The following is a 25,173-nucleotide window of genomic DNA, read 5'->3' on the forward strand; positions in this document are numbered from 1 at the left end:
CAGCCGCCTGATTCCGGATCAACGGGGCGAGTTTGTCCATTTGCAGCGCATATGAAGGCGGAGCTTCCGCGGCCCCCTGCCGGTTCCTGACCGTTTGCGCCGCGCCCGCCGGCAGCCGCACGGGCGGCAGAGCTGGTGCGACTGGCCGCGCATACCGGATTCCCGACGCGTCCCGGCCGGTGTGACGGCCGGCATGCCCAAGCCGCTCGTCCTGTCCTTCCTGCCTCAAGAAAAGCCGCACGAAATCCTCGTGCAGGCGTCCGCCGGTCGGCGTGGACTGTTCCTGACCCGGTTTACCTGCCGCTCGGGACACACATTGCGGCCAAGTGGCGATGCACTCGTCTGTCTCGGCCTCTACCCTGCCGCTGAAATCGGGGCAGACCTGCATGTGAAGGGTGCGGTTTCGCCGTGCCTGCGCTCGAACGCCCGGGCGATCAATCGCCTCTACAGGCGCTGGTGGCCATCCTGCCGCAACGTGGCAGTCGTTGCGCCGGAAGGCGTGAGCATGCCGGCGCAGGTGGCGCGGGGAACCGGCCTGTTTTTCTCCGGCGGCGCGGATTCAGCCTTTTCACTTGCCGATGCGGCTGCGCGCGTCTCGTCGCTCATCACGCTCATCGGGGTCGACATGCCGCTTTCCGACAGCGCGGAAACCGCGCGGCTGGAGGCTTTGGCGAGAGAGGTTGCGCAAGCGAAAGGACTGGACTCCATCGTCATCGAAACCGATGTCAGTTCAACCTTCCACGCCTTTGCAAGCTGGATCGAACACCACGGCGCGGTACTGGCCGCGATCGGCCACATGCTGTCGGACCATCTGGAGCGCGTGTTGATCGCCTCATCGGGCAACGAGACCGCATGGGACGTGCCCTGGGGCTCGCATCCGGGCCTCGATCCGCTTTTCGGCAGCCAGGCCTTGGCCGTCGAGCATCACGGGCTGGTGTCGCGTTTCGACAAGATCGCCCGCGTTGCAGGTGACGACGTGCTGCTCAGCCGCCTGCGCGTCTGCAACAAGGCAAGGCGAAATTGCGGCATGTGCAGCAAGTGCACCTTTGCCATGCGCTCGCTCGACATCCTCGGTGCCAAGGCAAGGGCCAGCAGTTTTCCGCCCTTCGAACCGCGGCGCGGAGCGTTCGGGATCTCCGACGACGCGTCGCTCGACGAGCACGAACGGTTGCGCGATGCCGCGATGGCGGCGGGACGCGCCGACCTGCTGCCCGAGATCGAAGAAGCGATCGGCGCCTACCGGCATCGCACCCGGCGGCAGCGGTTTGGCGGCGAAGGCCTGCGTATCCGGGCGCGCGTCATGCGCCACCGGCTGCGCTGGTGGCGGGCATCCCTATGACATTGCCTGCCTATATCATTCATCTGGAGCGCGCGAAATCCCGACGCCCGCAGGCCGAAGCGCTGCGGGCTTCGCTCGGCCCGGCGGCGCAAATCCTTCCGGCGGTGGACGGGCAAATCCTCAGCGACAGCAACATCGCCCATGTCCTCGGCCCGTGCCGGGCCACGCGTTACCCGTTCCCGCTGCGTCCGGCCGAAATCGCGACATTCCTCAGCCATCGCAAGTGCTGGCAGCGGCTTCTGGAAGACGGGCACGAGGCCGCCCTTATCGTCGAAGACGACATTGCCACCACCGCCACCTTCAGCCCAGCCTGCGCGCTCGCACTCGAACAGATCGTCCAGGGACAGTTCGTTCGCTTTCCCGGCAAGAAGCGCGAGGCGGGAGAAGTCCTTGCCGCTGCAGATGGCGTAGAACTTTTCAGGCCGCAGAGGGTCGCCTTGGGCATGCTGGCGCAAATCGTCACGCGCGAAGCCGCGGCGCGGCTGCTCGCCGCCTCCACTGTTTTCGACCGCCCGGTGGACACGTTCCTGCAATTGCGCTGGGTGCACGGGGCCGACGTCGTGTCGGTCTGGCCATCGGGGATCAGCGAGATCTCGGCCGATCTGGGTGGCAGCACGATCCATGCGAACATGCCCTGGCCGACCAAGCTTCGCCGCGAGATCCTGCGGCCGCTCTACCGGTTGTCGATCCGCCTGCAATCCGACCGGCACAACAATGCTTCGTAAGGCGCGCAAGATCTCGCGCCATTGGCGGGCCCGGCTGCGTCCGGGCGCCCATGCGCCGCTCTTCTGGCATATCGGAACCCCGAATTTCGGCGACGACATCAATCCCGCCTTTTTCGAGGCGTTGAGCGGCAAGCGCCTGCGGTTTGCCAACGACCGGCGCGCGCCGCACTTCCTGGGCATGGGCAGCATCCTGAAATCCGCGACCGAAGCCTCCGTGGTTCTCGGCGCCGGATTGCTTGAACCGGCGGCGGGCAAAATGCCGGGCACGGTCGTTGCCTTGCGGGGGCATCTTTCGCGCAGGGCGCTCGCCATCGCCGACACCATCCCGCTCGGCGATCCCATGGTCCTTGTCGACCGCCTGATCAGGCCCGAGCGTGGCCACGACATCGGCTTCGTGCCCCATGCGCGGGCGCTTCCCCGGCTGCGCAAACAGGTGCCGGCGGGCATGCACCTGATCGATGTGAGCCGCGATCCCTGGCTTGTCTTGCGGGACATCGGGCGCTGCAGGGTCATCCTCAGCCAGTCACTGCATGGCCTCATCGCCGCCGATGCCTTCGGGATTCCGAACATATGGCTTGCCCCGAGCCTGGAAATGGCAGGCGGAGCTTTCAAGTTCCACGACTATTTCTCGACGCTCGACGAAGGCAAGACCGCGGTCGAGATCACCTCCCGCCTGCTTCGTGAACCGCCATTGCATCTGGCAACGGTCAGCCGCTACGCGGGCAACAAGGCCGAGTATCACGCGATCCTGCGGGCGGCGGTGCGGGAAGGAACGGCCGGATGAAACCACCGCGCATTGCGGAATGGGTGTGGTCCCTGCGGCTCAGGCTCGTGCGTCCCTTGCGCATCCGGATGGCCGGGCTGACGCGCGCCAGGGCGCGCGGGCGCTTTGTCGCGGTGACGGGCAGTTCGGCGAAATCCACGACAACCATGCTCATCGCGGCCATCCTGGACGACGAGGGAAACGTGCTCAACCAGGTGTTCGAAAACACCATCAATCCGCTCATCCGCACAATCCGCCGATCGCGCATTGCCGATTTCGTGGTGGTGGAGACCGGCGTGGGCGGCAAGGGCCAGATGAGCACGATGGCCGGGCTGCTGAAACCGGATGTCAGTGTCGTGACCATGGTCGGCCTGGAGCATTACAGTGCATTTCGCTCAAGGGAGGCGATTGCCACAGAAAAAGGCGCGCTGGTTGCCGCGACCGCTCCGGACGGCCTTGCCGTGCTGAACGCCGACGATCCGCTGACAATGGGCATGGCAGAACGAACCCCCGCGCGGATCGTCACCTTTGGCCACGGATCGCAGGCGGATTGCCGCATTCTCCGCGTCACCGGGGATGCACAGGAGGGTGTCACCGTTCATCTCGCCTGGCGCGGACAGGAAATTGCTGTCAAAACGCAGTTTGCCGGGGCGCATTTCGCCATTCCGGTCGCGGCCGCCGCGGTCACCGGACTTGAACTCGGCGTGCCGCCCGAGCGGATTCGCACGGCGATCGCCGGTTGCGCGCCCCCGTTCCTGAGGCTCAGCCGCCATCACATTGCCGGCGGACCTGTGTTTCTGGCCGATTGCGCCAAGGCACCGCAAGGGACGCTGCATCTTGCCTTCGACGCCCTTGGCCGAACCCCGGCACCCCGCCGGCGGATCGTGCTCGGTACGATTTCCGACTATCGCGGCAACAGGCGCCGCGCCTATCGCAACGCCATCGAGCAGGCGCTTCTCGTCGCCGACGAAGTGATCCTGCTGTCGGAGTCAGGCTACGGGTTCGACTATCTGCGCGACAGGAGCGCTGAACGCCGGGTGAAGGTTTTCGCCGAAATACGCGACGCCAGCATCTACATTGCAGGCACAGCAGTGAAAGACGAAGTCATCCTTCTCAAGGGATCACAGAGCAATCATCTGGAGCGGATCCTTCTGGCGCAGACCGAGGGGGTCAATTGCTGGGAAAGGGCCTGTGGCAAGGGCATCGGCTGCGTCGAATGCGGTCTGTTCGGCCATGATTTCGCACGGCATCGTGCCACCGGTCGCCGAAGTCGGTTGCGGCGCCTGACCGGGCGGGCGATGCGAGGCGGCAGAGGCGTGGCCTGAAACAAGCACCGTCGCTGTCGCCTTCGACATGGGCAAACCCTTCTGGCGCGACCTGGCGGTGTTCGGCCGAAGCGAACCGTTCTAGGGCCGGGCAGGCTCCGTCTGCGCGGGCTGGGTCCATTCCTCCGGTTCGGGCGGTTCGATCCCCGGCCCGCTTGCCACGGCGCGGCGGCGGGTCAGCCGCTCTTCCCAGGCCAGGGCGCTGGACACGATGCCTTCCAGCGATGCATGGCGCGGCTGCCAGCCCAGCAGATCCCGGGCGCGGGCGGCATCGGCCACCACGGCCACCGGATCGCCCGGCCTGCGGCCTTCCTGGCGAAGCGCGAAATCGCGGCCGGAAACACGGCGCACGCATTCGATCACCTCACGCACGGAGAAGCCGTCGCCATAGCCGAGATTGGCAACCAGGCTGTTGCCGCCGGCGCGCAGATAGCCCAGCGCCAGCCAATGTGCCTCGACAAGGTCGGCGACATGAATGAAATCCCGGATGCAGGTGCCGTCGCGGGTCGGATAATCGGTGCCGAAGACGCTCATGGCGGCGCGCTTGCCGACCGCTGTCTCGCAGGCCACCTTGAGCAGATGCGTGGCGCCGGGCGTGGACTGGCCCGTCCGCCCCGCCGGATCGGCACCGGACACGTTGAAATAACGCAGGGCGGCATAGCGGAAATCATGGGCATCCGCGGCATCGCGCAGCATCATCTCGCTCATCAGCTTGGAGCGGCCATAGGGACTGGCGGGTTCCAGCGGGGCATCCTCGGCAAGCGGCGTCCCGTCGCTCTGGGCATAGACGGCCGCGGTGGAGGAAAACACCAGGTTGCGTATGCCCGTGTCGATGGCTGCTTCCAGCAGGCCGCGGGTGGCGCAGGTGTTGTTCTCGTAGTAGCCGAGCGGATCGGCCACCGATTCCGGCACCACGACGGATCCGGCAAAATGCAGGATCGCATCGACCTTTTCCTCACGCAGGATGCGGCGTACCATCATCGTGTCGGCGATGTCGCCGACGACGAGACGCGCGGCGGGCGCAACGGCCCATGCATGACCGGTCGACAGCCGGTCGATGACCACCACCCTCTCGCCCGCGTCCACAAGGCGCCAGACCATGTGACTGCCGATATAACCGGCGCCGCCCGTCACCAGAACCGCCATTGCCATGCCTCCATCGCGGATGAAGACCTGAGGGCTGCCCCATGCGCCCTGCCCCATCCTTGTTGCAGGCAGGATAGTGGCGGCGCGTTGAAATCCCGCGATCACGGGCGGCTGCCTTTTAGGCAATCGGGCAAGGATATCTTCACCGTGGTGCCGCCGGCAGGGCAGCCGGCGGCGGCGATGAAAGCGGTCAGCCCTTCCGGTTCACCAGCGCATCGCGAATCTCGGTGAGAAGCAGGATATCTGCCGGCGGCGGCGCGTCCGGGGAGGGTGTTTCCGGTTCTTCCATGGTGCGGCGGATGTTGTTGACCATGCGGACCATCATGAAGATGATGAAGGCCAGGATGAGGAAATTGAGCGCAACGGTGATGAAATTGCCATAGGCCAGCACCGCGCCCTGTTCTCGCGCGGCCTCCAGGGTATCGGCGGTCACGCCGGATGCCAGCGGGATGAAGTAGTCGGAAAAATCGAAACCGCCGAAAATGGCGCCGACAACCGGCATGATGATGTCGTCGGTTAGCGACTTGACGATGAGGGCGAAGGCGCCGCCAATGATGACGCCGACAGCCAGGTCCATGACATTGCCCTTGGCAATGAACGCCTTGAATTCCTTCAACATGGTTTATCCCTTTTTCATGCTCCAGGCCGGTTGCGGCCATGCTTGTGCTTGACACGTCAAGTCATAGCGCCATGACACGCTCAATAGAACTGCATAATATTTGCCCGAGGATGACGCGATGGCCGCAAGCGTGACGGCATGACCGGGCGGGGCCGACTCGCGCATCGGCCCGCGATCTTCTATGACTGGCAGACAAGGGGTTGACCGGTGAAGCGGAGGAGCGGGGCCGGATGAACAGCTGGGTGATCATTTTCACGGCGCTGGCCTATCTGTCGCTGTTGTTCGCCATTGCGAGCTGGGGCGACAAGCGGCGCAAGGTGAGCGCAGGCCAGTACCGGCCAATGGTCTATTCGCTCAGCCTGGCCGTCTATTGCACCTCCTGGACATTTTTCGGCTCCGTCGGCCTGGCCTCCGAACGCGGGCTTGAATTCCTGACCATCTATATCGGGCCGATCCTGGTCTATCTCTTCGGTCACCGCATGCTGCGCCGCATCCTGCGGGTCTCGAAGGCCGAGCGCATCACCTCCATCGCCGACTTCCTGGCGGCCCGCTATGGCAAGAGCTTCTCGGTGGCGGCGCTGGCCACCGTGATCGCGACAGTGGGTACCGTTCCCTATATCGCGCTGCAGCTCAAGGCCGTTTCCGGTTCCATCGAATTGATGATCGCGCATGAAAGCGCCGGCGCCGCGGTGCCGATTCCCGGCGACATGGCGCTGACGGTCGCCGCCCTGCTGGCCCTGTTCGCGATCCTTTTCGGAACGCGGCATGCCGATGCCACAGAGCACCAGGACGGCATGGTCATGGCCATCGCCGTGGAATCGATCATCAAGCTGGTTGCCTTCCTGGCGATCGGTGTTGCGGTCACCTTCTTCATGTTCGATACGCCGAAGACGCTTCTGGAGGCGATGCAGGCCAATGAACGGGTGCAGGCGGCGCTGACCTATGAAACGAGCCTGACGACATGGATCGTCATGACCATGCTCAGCGGCATGGCGATCCTGTTGCTGCCGCGCCAGTTCTACATCTCGGTCGTGGAGAACCGCTCCGAACGGGAACTGGACACCGCCACCTGGCTGTTTCCGCTCTATCTCGTGGCCATCAACATCTTCGTTCTTCCCATCGCCTTCGCCGGCATCACCACAATCGGCAACCAGGCCAGCGCCGACCTCTACGTGCTGGCATTGCCGCTGGTGCGCGGCAACGACTTCCTCGCACTGATCTCGCTGATCGGCGGCATGTCGGCTGCCACGGCTATGGTCATCGTGGCCAGCGTGGCGCTGTCGATCATGATCTCCAACGACCTCGTGATCCCGGTCCTGCTGAAACGTGCCGCCATCCCCACTGCCGGCGAAAAGGAGGACTGGTCACGCATCATCCTCAACGTGCGGCGCGCCGCCATCTGCCTCATTCTTGTCGCGGCCCTTTTGTATCATCGCGAGATCGCCGACAACATCCGCCTCGCCTCCATCGGGCTTTTGTCCTTTGCCGCGCTGGCGCAGTTCGCGCCCGCCTTCCTCGGCGCCCTGCTGTGGCGCGGCGCCAATGCCCGCGGCGCGGTGATGGGAATGACCGCCGGCATTCTCGTCTGGGGCTACACGCTGCTGCTGCCGTCCTTCCTGCCGGACAATGCGCATCTTCTCATGGACGGTCCCTGGGGATTTGCCGCGCTGCGGCCGGAAGCGCTGTTCGGCGTGGAGGCGGAACCGCTGAACCACGGCGTCCTGTGGAGCCTGGCAGCCAATGCGCTGTTCTTCATCATGGGCTGTTTGTCTCGCGCAGCCACGCCGCGCGAACGCATCCAGGCAGCCATCTTCGTGCCGCGCGAGAGCGCGCAGATCCCCGGCCTGCGCCGGTTCCGCACGGCGGTGACCAACAACGAACTGAAGGACACGATCTCGCGTTATCTGGGCGCGGAGCGGACCGAGCGCTCGTTCCAGTCGTTCGAACAGAACGAAGGGCGGAAATACATGGGATCGCAGATCGCCGATGCCGGCACGATCCGCTTCGCGGAGCAATTGCTGGCCAGCGCCGTCGGCTCGTCCTCGGCGCGGCTGGTGCTTTCGCTTCTGTTCCAGCGCGTCGATGCCAATTCGCGCAATGCCTACCGGCTGCTCGACGACGCCTCGGAAGCCTTGCAGCAGAACCGCGACCTGTTGCAGATCGCGCTGGACCAGATGGAAGACGGGATTACCGTTTACGATCAGGATTTCGGCCTTTCCTGCTGGAACCGCCAGTTCCGCACGCTGTTCGACCTGCCCGACGAGCTGGGCCAGGTCGGCACCTCGATCTCCAAGGTGATCGACTACCTGGTGCGGCGCGGCGACATCGCCAAGGATGACGAGGAAACCATCCTGGAACGGATGACGGTGACGCACACGACCTGGCAGATGGAACTGCTCAGCACGGGACGCATCATCGAGGTCCGCTCCAACCCGATGCCCAATGGCGGCGTCGTGGCCAGCTATGCCGACATCACCGACCGCGTGAAGGCGGACCTGGCGCTCAAGCGCGCCAATGAAACGCTGGAGCAGCGGGTGGCTGCGCGCACGGCGGAACTGCTGGAACTGAACGAGGAACTGGCGCAGGCGCAGCGCCTCGCCGAGGAAGCCAATCTCGGCAAGACCCGCTTCCTGGCCGGCGCGGGCCATGACATCCTGCAACCGCTCAACGCCGCGCGCCTCTACTGCTCGGCCCTGAAGGAATCCATCTCCGACCAGAACACGCGCTCGGCCCTTTCCAATATCGATTCCTCACTCGATTCGGTGGAAACGATCCTTGGCGCGGTGCTCGACATTTCCCGCCTCGACACGGGCGCCATGAAGCCGAAGGAAAGCATTTTCCGGCTCGACGCCATGCTTGAGCAATTGCGCAACGATTTCCTGCCGTCAGCGCGCGAAAAGGGGCTGGATCTGAGGATCGTGCCCTCCAGCCTGAATATCGAAACCGACCGGAACCTGTTCCGGCGGGTGCTGCAGAACCTGGTTTCCAATGCCATCAAGTACACGCGCAGCGGCAAGGTCGTGGTGGGGGTGCGCCGGCGCGGCCGGCTATGCGAAATCCAGGTCATCGATACCGGCATCGGCATCCGTGCCGACAAGCTGAACACCGTCTTCCGCGAGTTCACGCGGCTGGACGAGGGCGCGCGCGAAGCCGAGGGGCTGGGGCTGGGGCTTTCCATCGTCGACAGGATCGCCCGCGTGCTGCGGCTGGAAATCCGGATCTGGTCGCAACCGGGCCAGGGAACCCGGTTCTCGGTGCTGATGCCGGTCTCGCAGGCGGACGAGGCGGACGTCCCGGCCCCGTCGACCACGCCGCAGCCATCGCGCGGGTCACTGTCGGGCACCCGTGTCCTTTGCATCGACAACGACACGCGCATCCTGGACGGGATGCGCATGCTGCTTGAGAACTGGGGCTGTGCGGTCATCGCCCATGCCGGAGCGGACGCGTTCGCGGCGGCATTCGCCGAAGATGGCCTCTTGCCCGATGTCATCGTGGCCGACTTCCACCTTGACGGGGCCACCGGTTTCGAGGCGATCAACGCGATCCACCGCGTGCTCGGGCGCACGGTACCGGCCATCATGCTGACCGCCAACCGCTCGGACGAAGTGAAGGCGGCGGCGGAAGAACGGCAGATCCCGCTTCTCTACAAACCGGTCAAGCCGGCCGCCCTGCGCACAGCGCTGAACCGCAGCCGGAAGATGCTGCCCAAGGCCGCCGAGTGAACACCGCAGCGGGACAAATCAGCCATTGACCGAGAAAGGTTCGGTTCCGATCCGCGAGAGACGGATCACCGCCTGGGTGCGGCTGTCGACGCCGAGTTTCTGGAGCACGGCGGAGACGTGGGCCTTGATGGTTGCTTCCGAGACATTGAGTTCATAGGCGATCTGCTTGTTCAGCAGGCCTTCGGCGAGCATGGAAAGCACGCGGGTCTGTTGCGGGGTCAATGTCTGGATACGTGCGATCAGGTCGGAAATCTCGGGATCGTGCTCCTCACCCAGGTCGATATTGGCGGGCGTGACGATCTCACCGGCCAGCACCGCATCGACGGCACTGCGGATGTCTTCCATGCTGGAGGACTTGGAGATGAAACCCGAGGCGCCCAGTTCCAGCGAGCGGCGGATGGTTTCGGGATCGTCGCTTGCCGAGACGACGATCACCGGTACCGCCGCCTGCAGTCCGCGCATGCCGACCAGCGCGGAAAGGCCGCTGGCGCCGGGCATCGACAGGTCGAGAAGGATCAGGTCGAGATCGTCATGGGACGCGGCGATCGTCTTTGCAGTTTCGAAGTCTCCTGCCTCGACGATTTCGGCATTTGCGCTGCCGCCGCCAATGGCCTGCTTGAGGGCTCCGCGAAACAACGGGTGATCGTCCGCCACGAGAAATTTCGTTCCAGCCGTCAAATCACCCTCCCCGATGCGGCACGCACAAATCTGAAAAGAATGCACGATGCTTGCGTTTGAATTATCCGATGTTACGAGTTGTTTTCAAGGTGAAGTTTTCGCAATCCGCGCATCCGGGGGAGAAACGCGGCATATCAGTCACTTCGCATGGATGGGGCAGCCGGCGCGAAGGATCCAGAGATGGCAGGACAAACCACGTTGCACGCCAAGGAAAGCGACATTCCCGCGCCGGTTCTCACCGGCATTCTCGCGGCAGGTTATGGCGGGGTGCTGGTTGCATGCATGATCCTGGAACGGCTCGGCGTTCCAGGCGGCATCATCCAGTGGTTCGCCATTGGCGGCGCCATGATCCCGTTTCTGGCGCTGGGGCTCCTTTCAGGCACGATGAATGCCGTTTCCTTCGCCAACGGGACGCAACAAGGCGGCAGCCTTTTTCAGGCCAGCGCCATGGCCGGCGCCACACTCACGGGCGGGCTGCTCTTCGCTGCATCCTGGCTGGCGGTGAGCGATGTACTGACCGGCCTGGTGCTTGCCTGCGGACTGGCCGCGGGTATCGGGCTGCATGCCCTGGCCGGCCTTCCAGGCGCCGGAAAAGCACCGGAAGGGAGCGCTGCCTGGCAACTTTCATACCTGACGGCAAGCCGGCGGGTCCGCTGGCTCGCGGCCGCCTTCCTCATCCTGACGGCCGGCAGCCTGCTGCTTGCGCAGTTCCAGGCGTTGCGCATCCTGCTCGACATGTTCTTCCCGGCCGCCGCGCCGGTGTCGTGGCCGGTCCTGGCGGCCCTCGCGCTTGCCGGTGCCTGGACCGGCGGCTTCAAGAGCGCCTTCAGAAGCACGGCCTTCTCGCTTGCCATCGTCGCGACCGGCATCGCCGCCCCGATCGCAGTCCTGCTCCGCGCCGCCGGCGACCTGACATGGGGCGAGCTTTTCGGCGGGGCGACAGAGATCGGGCTGATGCCGGCCGATCCCGCCGACATGCCACTTGTCCTTTCGGCATGGGAATGGGGCGTCACGCCGGTCACCGGGTGGAGCGGCGGCCTGGCGCTGTTTGTCTGCATGGTGCTTGCCGGTTTTCTTTTTGCCGCCCTGTTGCCCGCCGCCCGCGATGCCCGGCGCGGCAGGCCGCGTCCCCAGGTGCCGCTTCTGGCGGCGCTGCTGCTGCTTGTCGTGGCCGTTGCAACCGGCATGAACGCGCGGCTGGCCGGCATGATCGCCAGCGGATCGCTGACCGACGTGACCGCCGGCCAGGTTGCAACCGATGCCGGCTGGCTTTTCCGTGACGGCGTGACGGGCGTTTCCGGCCTCGTGGAGATCTGCGGCATGCCGGCAACGAGTCCGGCCATCGTGCAAGCCGCCTGCGGCACGGCCGGCCATCTGCTGACGGCCGATGACATCCGCCTCAATCCCGTCAGCGCGTTCCTGTTGCCGGCTGCCGCCTTCGGCATGCCGGCGGCCGTCTGGCCAGCGGTGCTGCTGGCGGTGACACTTGCGGCGGCGGGTACCGCAACCGCCATGCTGGCGGCGATCGGCAGGCTGCTTGCGGAAGGCGCAGCGGTGAACCGGTCCGGCCGGGCACCGCGGCCTGCCTCGCGGCGACTGGCCGTCGCGCGGGCCGGCATGCTGGCCATTGCAATCGCGGCCGCCTGGCTGACCCAAGCCGAAACGTGGCAGCCTTTCGACCTCGCCCTGTGGCCCGCCAGCCTCGCCACAGCCGCGCTGGCGGTGCCGCTGGCCCTTTCGCGCTGGCACGGCCTGATGCGCGCCAGCCTCGTCTCGACAGGCATGCTTGCCGGCGCAAGCGTGCCGGCGGCGGTGCTTCTGGCAGGCTTCATGACCGGTGGCGCAGACCTTGCGCCGACAGGCACCGGCTTCGCCGAAAGCATCGCCCGGACACCGATCCCGGTTGCCGTTCTCTATGGCGCCGGCCTAAACCTTGTCATCCTGATGCTGGGCTTGCTGCCGGGACAGGAAAGACACAAGGACGCAGGGAGGACGCGCGACCATGAGCAGGGACTATCTGGCAGCCCTGGGGCTTGAGACGGGGCTGCTCGAAGCAGAGAGGGCACCGGCGGAAACCAGGGCATTGAACGCGCAAATCGTCGACCGGCTGAACGCGACACCGGACATGTGGACATTTCCACCCGCCGTTCTGCGCCAGTTGCGCCTCGACGGGCGCGGCCCCTTCCCCATCTGCCCGGCGGACTCGTCCGCCGTGGCGATCGCGGTCCCCGGTCCGGCCGGGGACATGCCGGCGCGGGTCTACCGGCCAGCGGTCGGCGAGGCTCGCGGCAGCTATCTGCATTTCCATGGCGGCGGCTGGGTGCTGGGCAGCGCTCGGGAAAATGACGCGCGCAACCGCCGCCTTGCGGACGCAACGGGACTGACCGTCATCTCGCTCGACTACCGGCTTGCGCCAGAGCATCCCTTTCCCGCCGGGCCGGACGACTGCGAGGCCGCAGCGCTATGGCTCGTGAAGGGCCAACACGACCTGCCCACCGGCATGCTGGCCATTGGCGGAGAGAGCGCAGGCGCGCATCTGGCCGTCCTCACATTGCTTCGCCTGCGCGACCGGCACGGACTTCAACCGTTCCGTGCGGCGAACCTCAATGCCGGCTGCTACGATCTCGCCGGCACGCCAAGCATGCGAAACTGGGGCGCGGAAAAGCTGATCCTGAACACGCGCGACATCGACGAATTCACCGCGCGCTTCCTGGCCGATGGTGAAGACCGATCGTCACCTGGAATTTCGCCGATTCATGCGGACCTGTCCGGGCTGCCGCCGGCGCTGTTCACCTGCGGCACGCGCGACCTGCTGCTGGACGACACGCTGCTCATGGCGGCGCGCTGGCGCGCGGCGGGCAACCGGGCAAAAGCCTCCATCTGGCCCGGCGGCTGCCATGTCTTCCAGGCATTTGCGACCATGCAGGCGGATGAAAGCCTGAGCGAGATCGAGACCTTTCTTTCAGAGATGACCGGAGTTGCCGCGTGAGCCGTCTTGTCGAAACCCATCGCTCCTTCGTCAACACGTGGGAATGCGACGAGAACGCGCATATGAACGTGCAGTTCTACTTCAAGCGCTTCGACGAGGCGGCACGGTTCTTCGCACTGGCCCATGGCGGCGATCACCTGGCCGGCCTGCCGCCCGTGCGCCATGTCCGCTATCATTCGGAACTGGCGGCGGCGCAGTCAACGGTCATCCGCTCCGGCATCATCGGCACCGGACCGCTGGCGGGATGGGTCATGCACCGCATGGAGGAGGCGACGACCGGCCGCCTTGCCGCCACCGCGGTCGAGGGGCCTGGCGCGCCGGTTTCGGATGCGCTTGCCGATGAAGCGGAGACCTTGCCAGCCCTGCCCCGCAGCATCGATCCGAACCTGCGGCCCGGCAAGAACGAAGCCGAGATGCTCGCCGCCGGCGGACTGGTGGCACACCGATGCATCGTGACGCAGGGCGAGTGCGATGCGAAGGGACGTCTGACCCAACAGTTCCACATCGCCCGTTTCACCGATGGCGCGCCGCATCTGTGGGACCAATCCGGCATCAGTACGAACTGGTTGATGCAAAACGGGCTGGGGCGCGTGGCCGTGGAAATGCAGATCCGTCATCACAACACGGCCATGGCCGGCGACGCCCTCATTCTGGTTTCCCGCACCGAGGCCGGGAAAGGCAAGACGATCCGGCTTCACCACGAGATCATCCGCGCCACGGACAAGGCTCCCATAGCGAGCGGCGAGGTGGTCGGCCTCGTCATGGACCTGAAGACGCGCAAATCTGTCAGACTTGAACCGGAGCCTGCGGGCTGAAACAGGGCTTCAGGTGCGGCCGGGCTCGCCCGGCTGGCGCTCGTCCTCCATCTCCTTCACGATGCCCATGAAGCGGCGCATGAATTTCTCCATGAAACCAAGCGTCTTTTCGAATTCCTCGTCACTGGGCAAGCCGGCATCGTCCGACGGCGCGGGCCTGCCTTCCAGCGCATTCAAGCGGGCCTCAAGGCTTTCGACGCGGGCGCGCAGGTCCGCGACCTTAGCATCCCAGGCCTGCCTGTCATCCGCGCTCATGCGGCAGACAAGCTCACCGCGCTCTTCCCGGCAAACGGAGATCGCACCGGTCTGGCGGTCAAGGCGGAGCCAACGGTCGCCGTCCCTTTGCATGTCGAAGCGGAGTTCCGCGGCCGTGGCCGGCATGGTGGCCGCAAGGGCGAGCGCGATAGCGGCGGCGGCTGTTCGTGGAGAAATCATGATCGCTGTCCTTCCCGTTTGCGCTGAACCCGGACCTTGCACGGCGAAATGGCCGGAATTGGGGAAAGGCCGCGCGATTGATGCAGTGGCGCGCTTTCGCAACGCGCCGTAACCGACTATAGCGCGTAGCATGGAACGGATCATCTACAAGATCGCGACACGCGAACAATGGCAGGCGGCGGAAGCCCTGGGCCGTTTCGACGGCGCACCGGTGGATCTCGCCGACGGCTTCATCCATTTCTCGACCGCTGGCCAGGTGAAGGAGACCGCGGCAAAGCATTTTGCCGGACAGGCAGACCTGCTGCTGATATCGGTGGATACCGCTGCCCTCGGCGATGCGCTGACATACGAGGTTTCGCGCGGCGGGGCGCTGTTCCCCCATCTCTACGCGCCGCTCGACCTGTCGGCCGTCCGTTCAGTGCGCCCGCTGCCGCTGCTTGCCGATGGCCGGCACGATTTTCCGCCGCTGGAGGCGGACTGACCCATGTCCTTCGACACGCTCGGTCTGGCCCTGCTGTTCCGCTTTTCTCCGGAAACCGCGCATGGTCTTTCCATCGCCGCGTTGAAGGCGGGCCTTGGCGGGCGTTTCGACGCCGGATTCGACCCGCGCCTGGCCAGCACCGTTTGCGGCCTTGCCTTTCCCAACCCGCTTGGCATGGCGGCAGGCTATGACAAGAATGCGGAGGTTCCGGACGCGCTGCTGCGGCTCGGCTTCGGCTTTGCCGAAGTGGGCACGGTGACGCCGCGCCCGCAGCCGGGCAACCCGAAACCGCGCATTTTCCGCCTGCCGGACGACCGTGGCGTCATCAACCGGCTGGGCTTCAACAACGAAGGCCATGCGGCATGCCTTGCCCGCCTGAAGGCCCGCGCGTCAAGGGGCGGCATCGTGGGCGTGAATATCGGCGCCAACAAGGACAGCGACGACCGGGCGGGCGATTATGTGGAAGGCGTCAGGACCTTCGCGCCGCTGGCATCCTATCTCACCGTGAATGTCTCCTCGCCCAACACGCCGGGCCTGCGCAACCTGCAAAGCCGGGAGAGCCTGGCCGACCTGCTGGCCCGTGTGATGGCGGCGCGCGACGAAAGCGCGCAAACAGGCGCAAACAGGCCGCCGGTGTTTCTCAAGGTCGCCCCGGACCTGTCGGAAGCGGAGATGGACGACATTGCCATGGAAGTGCTGGACAAGGGCACGGACGGGCTGATCGTTTCCAATACCACCTTGTCGCGCGAGGGGTTGATCGACAGCAGGACAGGCGCGCAGGCCGGGGGATTGTCCGGGCGGCCGGTTTTCCGGCGCTCCACTGCCGTTCTGGCACGGCTGCGCCAGCGCGTCGGGCCGGGTCTGCCGATCATCGGAGTCGGCGGCGTGGAGGATGCGCAGACAGCGCTGGAGAAGATCCGGGCGGGCGCCGATCTCGTGCAGCTCTATTCCTGCATGGTCTATGGCGGTCCGGGCCTGCCCGCCCACATCCTCAAGGGGCTTTCGGCCATTGCCGACCGCGAGGGGCTTCAGACCCTTGGCGAGTTGCGCGATACGGGCGTGGCGCAATGGGCCGCAACGCCGTTGTGACACGCCATTCACATCGCGAAGGCCTGGCGCCGGCGCAAGGTGAGAATCGCGCCCAGGCTCAGGCCACGGGCGATCAGGAACACATGCAGCGCGCTCCACAGCCCGGCATTGCCGAAAGCCGGCACCAGAGCCCACAGCGCGGCGAAATAGAGTGCCAGCGAGACGAGCATCATGTTGCGCATGTCGCGCGACCAGGTGGCGCCGATGAAGATCCCGTCCATCTGGAAGGCGACAACGCCGGTCAACGCGCAGAGCGAGGCCAGGACCAGGTGCGCGGAGGCCTCGGCGCGCACGTCCGGCGCGGTGGTCATGAGGCCGATCAGCCAGTCGCCACCGGCCAGGAAGACCACCATCAGGAAAAGCGCCAGGCCCAGCCCCCACCATAGCGTCAGCGTGACGGCACGGTCGAAGGCGGGACGGAAGCGCGCGCCGATGGCGCGGCCGACGAGCTGTTCGGCGGCAGTGGCGAAACCGTCGAGAAAATAGCCCGCGACCATGAAGAAATTCAGCAGGATGGCATTGGCTGCCAAAGTCACCGTGCCCAGTTGCGCGCCCGCCCGGGTCATCCATGCGAAGGCGGCAAGGAGGGCAAAGGAGCGGATCATGATGTCGCCACTCAGGCCGAACAGCCGCTTGAGCGCCACCATGTCTAGGACCGCGGCCCAGGGCACACGCCATTGTTTGGCGAAGCGGCGCGCCAGAAGCAAAAGGCCGGCGGCGAACGTGAGTGTTTCGCCCGCAACCGTGCCCCAGGCCACACCTTCCAGCCCCCATCCCAGCCACAGGCCGAGCCAGATGGAAAGCGCGATGTTGGTGCCGTTCAGCAGGAATTGCAGGGCAAGGCCGGTGCGGCCCTCACCCCGCCCCAGCACATAGCCAAGGATGACATAATTGCCGAGGGCCGCAGGCGTGGAGAGAACACGGATGAGAATGTAGAGGACCATCGCCTCCGCGGCACGCGGTCCGGGATCGACGAAGGCTTCGCCGGCGGCCGCGATGAGCGGTCCGGCCAGAAGGATGGCAAGGCCCGATGCCAGAGCGACCAGAAGGGCGCGATAGAGGACCAGGCGTTCCTGCGCCTCGTCACCGCGCCCGCTGGCCTGGGCCACAAGGCCCGTGGTGGCGGCGCGCAGGAAATTGAACGTGGTGAAGACCACGTCGAAAACGATGGCACCGGCCGCCAGGCCGCCTTGCAGGGCGGGATCGCCGAAGCGTCCGACGACGGCCGTGTCGGTCAGGCCCAACAGCGGCGTCGAGAGATAGGCCAGGGTCATCGGCACGGCGATGGAAAGCACCAGCCGGTTGGTCACGGCGAAGGGCCGACTGCCGGCCGCGCCGGAGCTTTCGGCGGCCACGGGCGTTTCATCTGTCTTTTGCATGGCCTCGAAACGTCCCGGTCTTTCCGCGCAGCCCCGTCCATCGTAAGAAGCGGGCATGGCGCTCCATATCGTTCACCATCCCGATTACGACGCGCGGTTCTCGCCTGTCCATCGCTTTCCGATGAGCAAATATACGCTGCTCATGACGGCATTGCGCGGGCGTGGCCTTGTGCGCCCCGGCCATCTGCACGAACCGGGCGAGGCGGCGCGAGGCTGGCTGACGCTGGCGCATGATCCGGCCTATGTGGACCAGGTGATCGGCTGCGCGGTTCCCGCGCGGATCGAGAAGGAGATCGGCTTTCCGGTTGATGCGGCTGTTTCGCGGCGCGCGCGGCTGGCAAGCGCGGGCACGGTGCTCGCCGCGCGCCTCGCGCTGGAGCATGGCGTGGCCTGCAACGCGGCCGGCGGCAGCCACCATGCCCGGCGCATGCAGGGGGCCGGGTTCTGTACCTTCAACGATGTCGGGGTGGCCGCCAGCGTGCTGCTGGCCACCGGTGAGGCCGCGCGAATACTGGTTGTGGATTGCGACGTTCACCAGGGTGACGGAACCGCCGACATCTTTCGCGACGAGCCGCGCGTCTTCACCTTCTCCCTGCATGGCGCGCGCAACTATCCCGTCCGCAAGATTTCCGGCGACCTGGATCTCGACCTGCCGGACGGCACCGCCGACGAGGCCTATCTGGCAACGCTTGCGGAGGCATTGGGCAGGATCGAGCAGCGCTTCCTGCCGGACCTCGTGTTCTACAATGGCGGCGTGGATCCGCATGCGGGCGACCGGCTGGGACGGCTCTCCCTTTCCGACGACGGTCTGCGGGCGCGCGACCGGATGGTCTTCTACCATTTCCGCGAGCGCGGGATCCCGGTCTGCGGCGTCATTGGCGGCGGCTATGCGCGCGAGATGACAGGCCTTGGCGAGCGGCACGCCATCCTGTTCGAGGTCGCGGCGGAATTTGCCGCCGAACCCCTGTCGGCCAGACCTCAGCCCTTTCGGTAGTTGAGCAGGCGCAGGATCAGGAAGGCGGGCACGACAATCACCGCGCCCAGCACGAAATAGCCGAAGAAGCGCTCGACCGCCTCGAAGCCCATGGCCCAGAGCGCATGGAAGAATTCGCGCACGGCAAAGACCACATCCCACGGCGTCCAGTCCAGCGCTGCCATGACCAGGCCGACAAGGAAGGATACGACGACGAGCTTCAGCACGACGCGGGCCGGCGTGTCACCCAGAAACCTGACCAGACCGTTGCTCATGCCTTCATCCCGCTGTGTGATTGACGCCTGTGAGATACGGTCTCATCATGGCAAGTTCAAGGGAAGGTGTGCCATGGCATCAGCCGCGCGACGCGAGTTGTCCCTGACGGCAGCCGGCGTGATGGCGGTCGGGCTGAGCGCGGCCCTGTTCGCCCTTCTCTGGCTGCTGCGCGAGGATGACCGTGCCCGCGATCCGGTGATGATTGCCGGCGGCGGCTTCATCGCCAATTACCGGGTCTCGGAAATCTTCGCCGGGTTCACCGCCATCGCGGTCAAACCGGTCGAGACGGGCGCGATCCTGCAAGCCGATTTCGCAGACCCCGCAGGCGGGCCGCCGATCCGTGTCAGCGACCGGTTCCGGGTGCGCGCACCGCGCATGATGCTGCGCACGCCCGCCCTGCATGGCGTGGAAAAGGGAAAGCCCTATGCGGTGACCGTGCGGCTTCTCTCACGGGACGGCAAGCGCGAGATCTGGCGCCACTCGATGACGTTGCGCAGCCAGGTCGGCTCGGCCCTGATCGCCGACAAACCGCTGACCATCGGCCCCGGCTACACGCCGAACCCGGCTCTCAAGCGCGAATGACAGGAAACGCCGTCAGCAAGCGGCAGGGTTTCCTCGGCGGCGTGAGGCTAAGGCGCTTCCCGGTCATATCGAGCGCTGGTTCACCCGCCTGGAAAGTTCGGCCGCGCTTTCCACCCGTTCCGAGTAGCGGTCGACGAGATATGACGAGCGGCCGCGCACCATCCAGGTGAACTTCACCAGTTCCTCGATCACATCCACGATGCGATTGTAGTAGGCAGACGGCTTCATACGGTCGTTCGCGTCGAACTCCATGAAGGCCTTGGCGACAGAAGACTGGTTGGGAATGGTCACCATGCGCATCCAGCGCCCCAGAACCCGCATCTGGTTGACGGCGTTGAAACTCTGCGAGCCGCCGCATACCTGCATGACGGCCAGCGTCTTGCCCTGCGTCGGGCGCACCGCGCCGAGCGCCAGCGGAATCCAGTCGATCTGCGCCTTCATGATGCCCGTCATGGCACCGTGACGCTCCGGCGAGACCCACACCATGCCTTCCGACCAGGCGGCCAGATCGCGCAGTTCCTTCACCTTCGGATGGTCCGGTTCCTCGGCATCCGGCAGCGGCAGGCCGCGCGGATCGAAAACGCGGGTTTCACAGCCATGCCACTTCAGCAGCCGTTCCGCTTCCAGCGCGACGAGGCGGGAAAACGACCGCTTCCGCAGCGAACCGTAGAGCAGCAGGATGCGCGGCGCATGGCCGGGGTCGTCGGCGCTTCCGAAGAAGGCCGGGTCCACCGGCTGCATCTGCGAGACGTCGACATTGGGCAGATCGTGTTCCAGCAGGCTCTTCGTCACGCCTCAGTTCTCCTTAGCCCTGATGATTTCGCCGTCCTCCTTGGTGAAGTCGCCGATATCCGGGTGGTCGAGAAGTTCAAGCACCGTTTCAGAGGGCCGGCACAGGCGGACACCCTTGCGGGAAACCACGATGGGCCGGTTCACGAGGACCGGATGTTCCAGCATTGCATCGAGGATCGTTTCGTCGCTGACATCCGGACCGGTCAGGCCGAGCGCCTCGGCCGGTGACTTGCTGACCCGCAGGGCAGTGCGCGGCGTAAGCCCCGCCCCGGCGAACAGCGCCAGCAATTGCGGCCGCGTCCAGCCCGTCTTCAGGTATTCGATGACGACGAGTTCCTCGCCTGACGCTCGGATCATTTCCAGCGTGTTGCGCGACGTTCCACAATCGGGGTTGTGGTGAATGACGACCGTCATGCGCTCGCGTCCATTGCCGGGGCCTTGCCGATCTGGTCCAGCCGCTTTTGCAGCGAAAGTCTGTCGATGCTGGACAGCGGCAGCGAGCAGAAGATCGAGATGCGCTGGCCCAGCATCCGGTAGGTATCCGCAAAGGCAAGCGCGATTTGCGTGTCCGTGCCCTCGACGGCGGCCGGATCGGGCACGCCCCAATGGGCTGACATGGGTTGTCCCGGCCAGACCGGGCAGGCCTCCTTCGCCGCATTGTCGCAAACGGTGAAGACGAAATCCATCGCCGGCGCGCCGGGGCCGGCAAACTCCGCCCAGTCCTTCGAGCGGGCGAAGGACGTGTCGTGGTTCATCTGCCTGAGCAGCCGGATCGCCTGCGGATGAACGGTGCCCTTGGGACGGGAACCGGCGGAGAACGCACGGAACCGGCCAGCACCTTCACGGTTGAGAATGGCTTCGGCCAGGATCGACCTTGCCGAATTGCCGGTACACAGGAAAAGCACGTTGAAGGTCTTGCCGGTCATGGTTCTCTCCTCAGCAATCGCAGGCAATGGCTTCCAGAACAGGTTTGCAGAGTTCGGGCGAACCGCCGCAGCAATCCTCCATCAGGAAGCCAAGAAGCCCCCTGATCCCTTCGTAATCCGCGAAATAACGGATGGAGCGGCCTTCACGCATCGTCCGCACCAGCCCGGCGCGAAGCAGGATGTTGAGGTTGGTCGACATGGTGTTCTGGCGCACCCCGAGCGCGTCGCCGATATCACCTGAACACATGCCCCGGGAACCTGCACGCACAAGCAGCCGGAACACAGCCAGCCGGGTTTCCTGGCTCAAGGCGGAAAAGGCGAAGAGGGCCTGATTCATATCCATATATCAAGAATACTCGATTCAATGGTGATTGCAATCACAATCGACGCGATCACGACGTCGCGGAAAGCCGCCACCGGACAGCAGCAGACGTCTTCAACCGGACAAGCCTTCTCCCCGGCGACGGCGCCCGGGAACCACCTGCCTGGCCGGGTTGGCAGAGCGTAGGCCACCGGAACGACAAGACGTGCGTTGATTACGATCGCACCCGGCTATCCGGAGCATCTCCAGAAGCCGCGATAGCCGACCGTAAGGCCCTGTTCCAGGGAGAACACGAGTTCGGCATTCTGGCGCCAGTCCGCCTCGTCTTCCCTCAGCAGGGCCACGCGAACGGCTGCTCCTTCCGCCTCGAAGCGGCGCTCGTCGTTTTCCTCACTGCCACTGCCGTTCAGGCCGATCAGCACGCCGTTGAGTTTCATGGCGGCCGTGCTTTCGTCAGCCGATGCCCAGAGGATGGGATCGGTCTCCGGGCTGCGATTGAAGCGGCAAACCTGATTGGCAGTCAGCACCTGTTCCGCTTCGGCCACCGGCATTGGCGCCGGATCGAGGGAGGAAATCAGGGTGTTGTCCAAGGCATCCTGAACGCTTCCGGGTTCGGCTGGGGGGTCACTGTAAATGGTCTCCACGACATTTCCGGCCGACACATCCGCAATCAGGTATCGCATTTCCGCGATCTCGCGGCGCTGCGCCTCGATGATGCCGTCGGCAAGCTTGCGCACGCGCGGATCACGGATTTGCGCGCGCTCCGAGGTCATGACCGCGATGGAATGGTGCGGGATCATCGCCCGCATGTAGCTGGGCCCCGAAACGGTAACCTGGCTGCGCACGAGCCAGAGTGACAGTGCGAACACGATCACCGACCCGACGAAAATCGCGATGTTGAGCGAGCGGTTCGAATACATGCCAAGCATGTAGGCAAGCATGATGACCGCCATCGTGGCACCCATCACCAGCGCCATGTAGGCACGCGTCTCGGAAAAGAAGACGTGCTCCCAGGCATAGGTGTTCAGATACATCAGGATGAACATCACGACCGTCGAGGTCAGGATCATCAGGCCGAAACGGACATAGGACATGGAAGTCTCCTCGGATCGCTGATCAGTGCTTCAGGCATGCTTGGAAGTTAAACGTCCTTCCAGCGCTGGAAGGTTCCGCAGCGAGGCACTCGGTTCCGCATCGGTCCCGCGGGATGCTTCGGCTTGACCTTCCAGCAGGTGAAAGGCCTAGGCTTGGACGATCAGAGAACCATTGCGAGGCCCCCGCCGACCATGACACGCCAAATTCCGGAAATCTGGCTGGCCTTCTTTTCTTTCCTTCTGCACTTCGTCTGGGAGATGCTGCAGGCACCGACCTATGCCGGCATGGCCACGATGGCCCACTGGGATGGGGTGATCCTCTGCCTGGAGGCGACGCTTGGCGATGTGGGCTTTGCGCTGACCGCGTTCGTGCTGGCCAGCCTCGCCGCCCGCTCGCGCGTCTGGTTTCGCACGTGGCCGCTGTTACCGACTGCCATCTACATGGCAACCGGCCTGCTCCTCACCATCGGGTTTGAATACTACTACACCGAAGTGAGCCTGCGCTGGACCTATTCGGACCTCATGCCGCGCCTGCCCCCACTCGGAACGGGCCTCAGCCCGATGATGCAGTGGCTCCTGATCCCGCCGCTCGCATTGTGGCTGACATGCCGGCACCTTGGCACCAGAACGAAGGAGACGATGACATGATGGATGGATACGGAATGGGCATGGGGTTCGGCGGTCTCGGCATGCTGCTGATCCTCATCCTTCTCGTGCTGGCGATCGCGGCCCTGATCAAATACCTGCGCAGTTGAAGACAGGGCCGACGATTTCGCACGGCCAAAACCCGCCACGCAATTTCGCCTTGTCTGGCTCTCAGTCGATCCCGTTGGCCCGCTGCAACGTCCGCACATAGGCGAGGACCTTCTTCACCTCGTCATCGGTCACCTCCGGAACGGGCGGCATGTTGCCGAAGCGCCAATGATGGGAGATGACCCCGTTGCGCGCGGCGAGGATGAAGGACGCATCGGCATGGTGGCCGGGACGATAGATCGGATGGACCAGCGGCGGCCCCGATCCGTCGCGCCCGGCCGCGTTTTCGCCGTGGCATGCCGCGCAATTGGCGTCGAAGACCGCCTTGCCCTCAAGCGCTGCGCCAGCGAGCGGCGGCACGGTGACATCGGCCAGGGCAGCACCGGAGCCCGGCGCTTTCCCGGATCCATCATCCAGAAAGAGGCGAAGCCCCAGAAGTGCCAGGGCAATCGCCGCGATGGCGGCAAGCACGATGCGGTTGTTCATTGATCGCGCCCTCCGGCAAGACTTTCAATGATCGGGCAATCCGGCCGCTCGTCGCCATGGCAATGCTCCACCAGCACGGAAAGCGTTTCGCGCAGCGATTTCAGTTCCTTCATCTTGCGCTCGATCTCGGTGATCTTCTGGCGTGCCAGTGCCTTCACGTCGGCGCTTGCCCGGTGCTTGTCCTCATAGAGCGAGAGCAGCATGCGGCATTCCGCGATGGTGAAGCCGAGGCTGCGGGAACGCTGGAGAAAGCGCAGCCGGTGGATGTCGGCCTCCGAATAATCGCGATAGCCGTTCTGTGCGCGATCCGGCTTGATGAGCGCGATGTCCTCGTAATAGCGGATGGTCTTTGGCGGGAGATTGGCGCGTTGCGCCGCCTGGCCGATATTCATGATCCTGTTCTCCTGTCATGGCGAAGCCGACGACGGGTCGTCGGTCGACGAGTGATCCTGATGGCGCTGCGCCGCAAAACCGGGCGCAGGCCGGGTGGATCAGACATGCATGGGAGGATGAAGGATGGCGCCGGGGTCGGCTTCCTGCAGGCTTTGCGCGAAAGGCGAGACCTGGATGCGGGGACCGCTGGAGACGAGGCCGACCGGATATGCGGCGACGAAACCGCCATCGATGCTGCAATGGCTCGCCTTTCCATGGGTCACGCCGACACCAGCCATGCCCGGACAGCAGGGATGTTCTTGCGCAGTCTCGACGGCAGGACCTTCGCGATGGGCATGGTCTTTGGCAGTGGTGGCGGCTGCCGTCTCCGCCTGTCGCGCAAGCGCAGGCCCGCTCGGCACACCCGGATGGGCGAACACGAAGACGAAGGTCAGACAGATCGCGAGAAACATGCGCATGGCTTACAAATAGACCTTCCCCTTGCCGGAAGGTCAAGCAGCCGCTCCGATGGGGCTTTCCGCGAAGGACCAGCGCCACAGGTTGCCGGGCCGACAAATGCCGACCCGGCCATGATCGCTTCAGGGCATAGGTTTGTGCGGGATCGGGCGTTCTAGCGTCCCGCCTCGAAGAACACCGGTGTCGCGTCACCTTGCGCTCGCCCGGAGAAGGAATGGACGGTGTAACGCGCGTTCTCGTCATACGCCATGCCGCAGCGATCCCTGCGGCATGCCCGGCACGGCTATGCCGCGGACGTCCGGCCGCTCGCTCATCAGCTTGTCGATGGCTTCCAGCGGCACATGCCCCTCGACCACATATTTGCGGCCATCCACATCCAGCATGGCCGTGTGCAGGCCACCATGTCGTCGGGCACGCCGGCATGGGCCTTCACCGGATCGAGGTTTTCCATGTCGGCGCGGATCTCGACGGCGAAGCCGGCCGCCTTCATGGCATCGACCCAGACCTCGCAGCAGCCGCACCAGGGCGACTTGTAGACGGTCATCGCGAGACCGTTGCCGGCCGGCGAGCGCCGGCGCCGTCATCCGCCGAGCAGATAAGGGCCGAAGTTCGTTC

29 protein-coding genes are annotated in these 25,173 nt (G+C 65.1%); 13 read left to right on the forward strand and 16 right to left on the reverse strand.

Going from position 1 to position 25,173, the window contains the following annotated elements:
• The first annotated feature begins 193 nt into the window (after nucleotides 1-193).
• The 4 genes from R3D65_RS16245 to R3D65_RS16260 are packed head-to-tail and all read left to right on the forward strand — an operon-like array spanning nucleotide 194 to nucleotide 4,152.
• The gene (locus R3D65_RS16245) at nucleotides 194-1,339 is read left to right on the forward strand and encodes a hypothetical protein (RefSeq protein WP_371276312.1); all 1,146 of its coding nucleotides are present in this window, start codon (nucleotides 194-196) and stop codon (nucleotides 1,337-1,339) included.
• Nucleotides 1,336-2,064: a glycosyltransferase family 25 protein gene (locus tag R3D65_RS16250; RefSeq protein ID WP_371276313.1), complete on the forward strand. Its 729-nt coding sequence runs from the start codon at nucleotides 1,336-1,338 to the stop codon at nucleotides 2,062-2,064. Before R3D65_RS16245 ends, R3D65_RS16250 begins: the two co-directional genes overlap by 4 nt.
• Entirely contained in the window at nucleotides 2,054-2,848 is a 795-nt protein-coding gene (locus R3D65_RS16255; protein ID WP_371276314.1) for a polysaccharide pyruvyl transferase family protein, read from the forward strand. Before R3D65_RS16250 ends, R3D65_RS16255 begins: the two co-directional genes overlap by 11 nt.
• Nucleotides 2,845-4,152, forward strand: coding sequence for a Mur ligase family protein (locus R3D65_RS16260; RefSeq protein WP_371276315.1), 1,308 nt, complete (start codon nucleotides 2,845-2,847; stop codon nucleotides 4,150-4,152). The genes R3D65_RS16255 and R3D65_RS16260 overlap by 4 nt, the downstream gene beginning before the upstream one ends.
• 81 nt (nucleotides 4,153-4,233) lie before the next feature.
• Here R3D65_RS16260 and galE read toward each other — a convergent pair whose 3' ends face one another.
• Both galE and mscL read right to left on the reverse strand, forming a co-directional pair.
• Entirely contained in the window at nucleotides 4,234-5,298 is a 1,065-nt protein-coding gene (galE, locus tag R3D65_RS16265; RefSeq protein WP_371276316.1) for a UDP-glucose 4-epimerase GalE, read from the reverse strand.
• Between the two features lie 190 nt (nucleotides 5,299-5,488).
• The gene (mscL, locus tag R3D65_RS16270; RefSeq protein WP_371276318.1) at nucleotides 5,489-5,917 is read right to left on the reverse strand and encodes a large conductance mechanosensitive channel protein MscL; all 429 of its coding nucleotides are present in this window, start codon (nucleotides 5,915-5,917) and stop codon (nucleotides 5,489-5,491) included.
• Nucleotides 5,918-6,147: 230 nt separating this feature from the next.
• Here mscL and R3D65_RS16275 point away from each other — a divergent pair, with 230 nt between their 5' ends.
• Nucleotides 6,148-9,639 carry a NahK/ErcS family hybrid sensor histidine kinase/response regulator gene (locus tag R3D65_RS16275; protein ID WP_371276319.1) on the forward strand — a complete coding sequence of 1,164 codons (3,492 nt, stop codon included), beginning with the start codon at nucleotides 6,148-6,150 and terminating at the stop codon, nucleotides 9,637-9,639.
• A gap of 18 nt (nucleotides 9,640-9,657) precedes the next feature.
• Here the strand turns inward: R3D65_RS16275 and R3D65_RS16280 are convergent, their stop codons facing one another.
• The gene (locus R3D65_RS16280; protein ID WP_371276320.1) at nucleotides 9,658-10,317 is read right to left on the reverse strand and encodes a response regulator; all 660 of its coding nucleotides are present in this window, start codon (nucleotides 10,315-10,317) and stop codon (nucleotides 9,658-9,660) included.
• A gap of 180 nt (nucleotides 10,318-10,497) precedes the next feature.
• Here R3D65_RS16280 and R3D65_RS16285 point away from each other — a divergent pair, with 180 nt between their 5' ends.
• The 3 genes from R3D65_RS16285 to R3D65_RS16295 are packed head-to-tail and all read left to right on the forward strand — an operon-like array spanning nucleotide 10,498 to nucleotide 14,121.
• Nucleotides 10,498-12,354, forward strand: coding sequence for a hypothetical protein (locus R3D65_RS16285; protein WP_371276321.1), 1,857 nt, complete (start codon nucleotides 10,498-10,500; stop codon nucleotides 12,352-12,354).
• Nucleotides 12,320-13,306 (forward strand): alpha/beta hydrolase, encoded by a 987-nt coding sequence (locus tag R3D65_RS16290; protein WP_371276322.1) that lies wholly within the window; start codon nucleotides 12,320-12,322, stop codon nucleotides 13,304-13,306. Before R3D65_RS16285 ends, R3D65_RS16290 begins: the two co-directional genes overlap by 35 nt.
• The gene (locus tag R3D65_RS16295) at nucleotides 13,303-14,121 is read left to right on the forward strand and encodes a thioesterase family protein (protein WP_371276323.1); all 819 of its coding nucleotides are present in this window, start codon (nucleotides 13,303-13,305) and stop codon (nucleotides 14,119-14,121) included. Before R3D65_RS16290 ends, R3D65_RS16295 begins: the two co-directional genes overlap by 4 nt.
• A gap of 9 nt (nucleotides 14,122-14,130) precedes the next feature.
• Here R3D65_RS16295 and R3D65_RS16300 read toward each other — a convergent pair whose 3' ends face one another.
• Nucleotides 14,131-14,556 (reverse strand): hypothetical protein, encoded by a 426-nt coding sequence (locus R3D65_RS16300; protein WP_371276324.1) that lies wholly within the window; start codon nucleotides 14,554-14,556, stop codon nucleotides 14,131-14,133.
• A 130-nt stretch (nucleotides 14,557-14,686) separates the two neighbouring features.
• Here R3D65_RS16300 and R3D65_RS16305 point away from each other — a divergent pair, with 130 nt between their 5' ends.
• Together R3D65_RS16305 and R3D65_RS16310 are read left to right on the forward strand one after the other, a co-directional pair.
• On the forward strand, nucleotides 14,687-15,037 hold the full coding sequence (locus tag R3D65_RS16305; protein WP_371276325.1) for a DUF952 domain-containing protein: 351 nt from the start codon (nucleotides 14,687-14,689) through the stop codon (nucleotides 15,035-15,037).
• A 3-nt stretch (nucleotides 15,038-15,040) separates the two neighbouring features.
• Nucleotides 15,041-16,126, forward strand: a complete 1,086-nt coding sequence (locus tag R3D65_RS16310; protein ID WP_371276326.1) for a quinone-dependent dihydroorotate dehydrogenase — start codon at nucleotides 15,041-15,043, stop codon at nucleotides 16,124-16,126.
• A gap of 8 nt (nucleotides 16,127-16,134) precedes the next feature.
• Here R3D65_RS16310 and R3D65_RS16315 read toward each other — a convergent pair whose 3' ends face one another.
• On the reverse strand, nucleotides 16,135-17,505 hold the full coding sequence (locus tag R3D65_RS16315) for an MATE family efflux transporter (RefSeq protein WP_371276327.1): 1,371 nt from the start codon (nucleotides 17,503-17,505) through the stop codon (nucleotides 16,135-16,137).
• 55 nt (nucleotides 17,506-17,560) lie between these two features.
• Here R3D65_RS16315 and R3D65_RS16320 point away from each other — a divergent pair, with 55 nt between their 5' ends.
• A complete protein-coding gene (locus tag R3D65_RS16320; protein WP_371276328.1) occupies nucleotides 17,561-18,499 on the forward strand; it encodes a histone deacetylase in 939 nt (312 codons plus the stop codon).
• Here R3D65_RS16320 and R3D65_RS16325 read toward each other — a convergent pair.
• Nucleotides 18,484-18,753, reverse strand: coding sequence for a DUF6460 domain-containing protein (locus tag R3D65_RS16325; RefSeq protein WP_371276329.1), 270 nt, complete (start codon nucleotides 18,751-18,753; stop codon nucleotides 18,484-18,486). The genes R3D65_RS16320 and R3D65_RS16325 overlap by 16 nt on opposite strands.
• A 73-nt stretch (nucleotides 18,754-18,826) precedes the next feature.
• On the opposite strand from R3D65_RS16325, the gene R3D65_RS16330 reads away from it, so the two are divergent.
• Nucleotides 18,827-19,336, forward strand: coding sequence for a hypothetical protein (locus R3D65_RS16330; RefSeq protein ID WP_371276330.1), 510 nt, complete (start codon nucleotides 18,827-18,829; stop codon nucleotides 19,334-19,336).
• 63 nt (nucleotides 19,337-19,399) lie between these two features.
• Here R3D65_RS16330 and arsH read toward each other — a convergent pair whose 3' ends face one another.
• The 5 genes from arsH to R3D65_RS16355 form a co-directional block, all read right to left on the reverse strand.
• Entirely contained in the window at nucleotides 19,400-20,128 is a 729-nt protein-coding gene (gene arsH, locus R3D65_RS16335; protein ID WP_371276331.1) for an arsenical resistance protein ArsH, read from the reverse strand.
• Nucleotides 20,129-20,131: 3 nt separating this feature from the next.
• Entirely contained in the window at nucleotides 20,132-20,542 is a 411-nt protein-coding gene (arsC, locus tag R3D65_RS16340) for an arsenate reductase (glutaredoxin) (protein ID WP_371276332.1), read from the reverse strand.
• Nucleotides 20,539-21,054, reverse strand: a complete 516-nt coding sequence (locus R3D65_RS16345; protein WP_371276333.1) for an arsenate reductase ArsC — start codon at nucleotides 21,052-21,054, stop codon at nucleotides 20,539-20,541. Before R3D65_RS16345 ends, arsC begins: the two co-directional genes overlap by 4 nt.
• A 10-nt stretch (nucleotides 21,055-21,064) precedes the next feature.
• Nucleotides 21,065-21,397 (reverse strand): ArsR/SmtB family transcription factor, encoded by a 333-nt coding sequence (locus tag R3D65_RS16350; RefSeq protein WP_371276334.1) that lies wholly within the window; start codon nucleotides 21,395-21,397, stop codon nucleotides 21,065-21,067.
• A gap of 209 nt (nucleotides 21,398-21,606) precedes the next feature.
• Nucleotides 21,607-22,470 (reverse strand): DUF305 domain-containing protein, encoded by an 864-nt coding sequence (locus R3D65_RS16355; RefSeq protein WP_371276335.1) that lies wholly within the window; start codon nucleotides 22,468-22,470, stop codon nucleotides 21,607-21,609.
• Between the two features lie 192 nt (nucleotides 22,471-22,662).
• Here R3D65_RS16355 and R3D65_RS16360 point away from each other — a divergent pair, with 192 nt between their 5' ends.
• Nucleotides 22,663-23,118 carry a hypothetical protein gene (locus tag R3D65_RS16360; RefSeq protein ID WP_371276336.1) on the forward strand — a complete coding sequence of 152 codons (456 nt, stop codon included), beginning with the start codon at nucleotides 22,663-22,665 and terminating at the stop codon, nucleotides 23,116-23,118.
• A 168-nt stretch (nucleotides 23,119-23,286) separates the two neighbouring features.
• Here R3D65_RS16360 and R3D65_RS16365 read toward each other — a convergent pair whose 3' ends face one another.
• The 5 genes from R3D65_RS16365 to R3D65_RS16385 all read right to left on the reverse strand — a co-directional run bounded on the left by R3D65_RS16365 (nucleotide 23,287) and on the right by R3D65_RS16385 (nucleotide 25,102).
• On the reverse strand, nucleotides 23,287-23,709 hold the full coding sequence (locus R3D65_RS16365; RefSeq protein WP_371276337.1) for a cytochrome c: 423 nt from the start codon (nucleotides 23,707-23,709) through the stop codon (nucleotides 23,287-23,289).
• Complete coding sequence (cueR, locus tag R3D65_RS16370; RefSeq protein WP_371276338.1) at nucleotides 23,706-24,101, reverse strand: Cu(I)-responsive transcriptional regulator; 396 nt, start codon at nucleotides 24,099-24,101, stop codon at nucleotides 23,706-23,708. The genes R3D65_RS16365 and cueR overlap by 4 nt, the downstream gene beginning before the upstream one ends.
• 99 nt (nucleotides 24,102-24,200) lie before the next feature.
• Nucleotides 24,201-24,560, reverse strand: coding sequence for a hypothetical protein (locus tag R3D65_RS16375; RefSeq protein WP_371276339.1), 360 nt, complete (start codon nucleotides 24,558-24,560; stop codon nucleotides 24,201-24,203).
• A 237-nt stretch (nucleotides 24,561-24,797) separates the two neighbouring features.
• Nucleotides 24,798-24,932, reverse strand: a complete 135-nt coding sequence (locus R3D65_RS16380; protein WP_371276479.1) for a DUF411 domain-containing protein — start codon at nucleotides 24,930-24,932, stop codon at nucleotides 24,798-24,800.
• Complete coding sequence (locus R3D65_RS16385) at nucleotides 24,872-25,102, reverse strand: hypothetical protein (RefSeq protein WP_371276488.1); 231 nt, start codon at nucleotides 25,100-25,102, stop codon at nucleotides 24,872-24,874. Before R3D65_RS16385 ends, R3D65_RS16380 begins: the two co-directional genes overlap by 61 nt.
• Nucleotides 25,103-25,173 lie beyond the last annotated feature (71 nt).

The sequence above is a fragment of the Zhengella sp. genome, from assembly GCF_041397485.1.
Classification (GTDB): Bacteria; Pseudomonadota; Alphaproteobacteria; order Rhizobiales; family Rhizobiaceae; genus Zhengella.

What these genes read in the sequence shown, in the direction of transcription:
- R3D65_RS16245 (WP_371276312.1), top strand. Translation starts at nt 194, where the DNA reads ATGCCCAAGCCGCTCGTCCTGTCCTTCCTGCCTCAAGAAAAGCCGCAC.
- R3D65_RS16250 (WP_371276313.1), top strand. Translation starts at nt 1,336, where the DNA reads ATGACATTGCCTGCCTATATCATTCATCTGGAGCGCGCGAAATCCCGA.
- R3D65_RS16255 (WP_371276314.1), top strand. Translation starts at nt 2,054, where the DNA reads ATGCTTCGTAAGGCGCGCAAGATCTCGCGCCATTGGCGGGCCCGGCTG.
- R3D65_RS16260 (WP_371276315.1), top strand. Translation starts at nt 2,845, where the DNA reads ATGAAACCACCGCGCATTGCGGAATGGGTGTGGTCCCTGCGGCTCAGG.
- galE (WP_371276316.1), bottom strand. Translation starts at nt 5,298, where the DNA reads ATGGCGGTTCTGGTGACGGGCGGCGCCGGTTATATCGGCAGTCACATG.
- mscL (WP_371276318.1), bottom strand. Translation starts at nt 5,917, where the DNA reads ATGTTGAAGGAATTCAAGGCGTTCATTGCCAAGGGCAATGTCATGGAC.
- R3D65_RS16275 (WP_371276319.1), top strand. Translation starts at nt 6,148, where the DNA reads ATGAACAGCTGGGTGATCATTTTCACGGCGCTGGCCTATCTGTCGCTG.
- R3D65_RS16285 (WP_371276321.1), top strand. Translation starts at nt 10,498, where the DNA reads ATGGCAGGACAAACCACGTTGCACGCCAAGGAAAGCGACATTCCCGCG.
- R3D65_RS16290 (WP_371276322.1), top strand. Translation starts at nt 12,320, where the DNA reads ATGAGCAGGGACTATCTGGCAGCCCTGGGGCTTGAGACGGGGCTGCTC.
- R3D65_RS16300 (WP_371276324.1), bottom strand. Translation starts at nt 14,556, where the DNA reads ATGATTTCTCCACGAACAGCCGCCGCCGCTATCGCGCTCGCCCTTGCG.
- R3D65_RS16305 (WP_371276325.1), top strand. Translation starts at nt 14,687, where the DNA reads ATGGAACGGATCATCTACAAGATCGCGACACGCGAACAATGGCAGGCG.
- R3D65_RS16310 (WP_371276326.1), top strand. Translation starts at nt 15,041, where the DNA reads ATGTCCTTCGACACGCTCGGTCTGGCCCTGCTGTTCCGCTTTTCTCCG.
- R3D65_RS16315 (WP_371276327.1), bottom strand. Translation starts at nt 17,505, where the DNA reads ATGCAAAAGACAGATGAAACGCCCGTGGCCGCCGAAAGCTCCGGCGCG.
- R3D65_RS16320 (WP_371276328.1), top strand. Translation starts at nt 17,561, where the DNA reads ATGGCGCTCCATATCGTTCACCATCCCGATTACGACGCGCGGTTCTCG.
- R3D65_RS16325 (WP_371276329.1), bottom strand. Translation starts at nt 18,753, where the DNA reads ATGAGCAACGGTCTGGTCAGGTTTCTGGGTGACACGCCGGCCCGCGTC.
- R3D65_RS16330 (WP_371276330.1), top strand. Translation starts at nt 18,827, where the DNA reads ATGGCATCAGCCGCGCGACGCGAGTTGTCCCTGACGGCAGCCGGCGTG.
- arsC (WP_371276332.1), bottom strand. Translation starts at nt 20,542, where the DNA reads ATGACGGTCGTCATTCACCACAACCCCGATTGTGGAACGTCGCGCAAC.
- R3D65_RS16345 (WP_371276333.1), bottom strand. Translation starts at nt 21,054, where the DNA reads ATGACCGGCAAGACCTTCAACGTGCTTTTCCTGTGTACCGGCAATTCG.
- R3D65_RS16350 (WP_371276334.1), bottom strand. Translation starts at nt 21,397, where the DNA reads ATGGATATGAATCAGGCCCTCTTCGCCTTTTCCGCCTTGAGCCAGGAA.
- R3D65_RS16355 (WP_371276335.1), bottom strand. Translation starts at nt 22,470, where the DNA reads ATGTCCTATGTCCGTTTCGGCCTGATGATCCTGACCTCGACGGTCGTG.
- R3D65_RS16360 (WP_371276336.1), top strand. Translation starts at nt 22,663, where the DNA reads ATGACACGCCAAATTCCGGAAATCTGGCTGGCCTTCTTTTCTTTCCTT.
- R3D65_RS16365 (WP_371276337.1), bottom strand. Translation starts at nt 23,709, where the DNA reads ATGAACAACCGCATCGTGCTTGCCGCCATCGCGGCGATTGCCCTGGCA.
- cueR (WP_371276338.1), bottom strand. Translation starts at nt 24,101, where the DNA reads ATGAATATCGGCCAGGCGGCGCAACGCGCCAATCTCCCGCCAAAGACC.
- R3D65_RS16375 (WP_371276339.1), bottom strand. Translation starts at nt 24,560, where the DNA reads ATGCGCATGTTTCTCGCGATCTGTCTGACCTTCGTCTTCGTGTTCGCC.
- R3D65_RS16385 (WP_371276488.1), bottom strand. Translation starts at nt 25,102, where the DNA reads ATGACCGTCTACAAGTCGCCCTGGTGCGGCTGCTGCGAGGTCTGGGTC.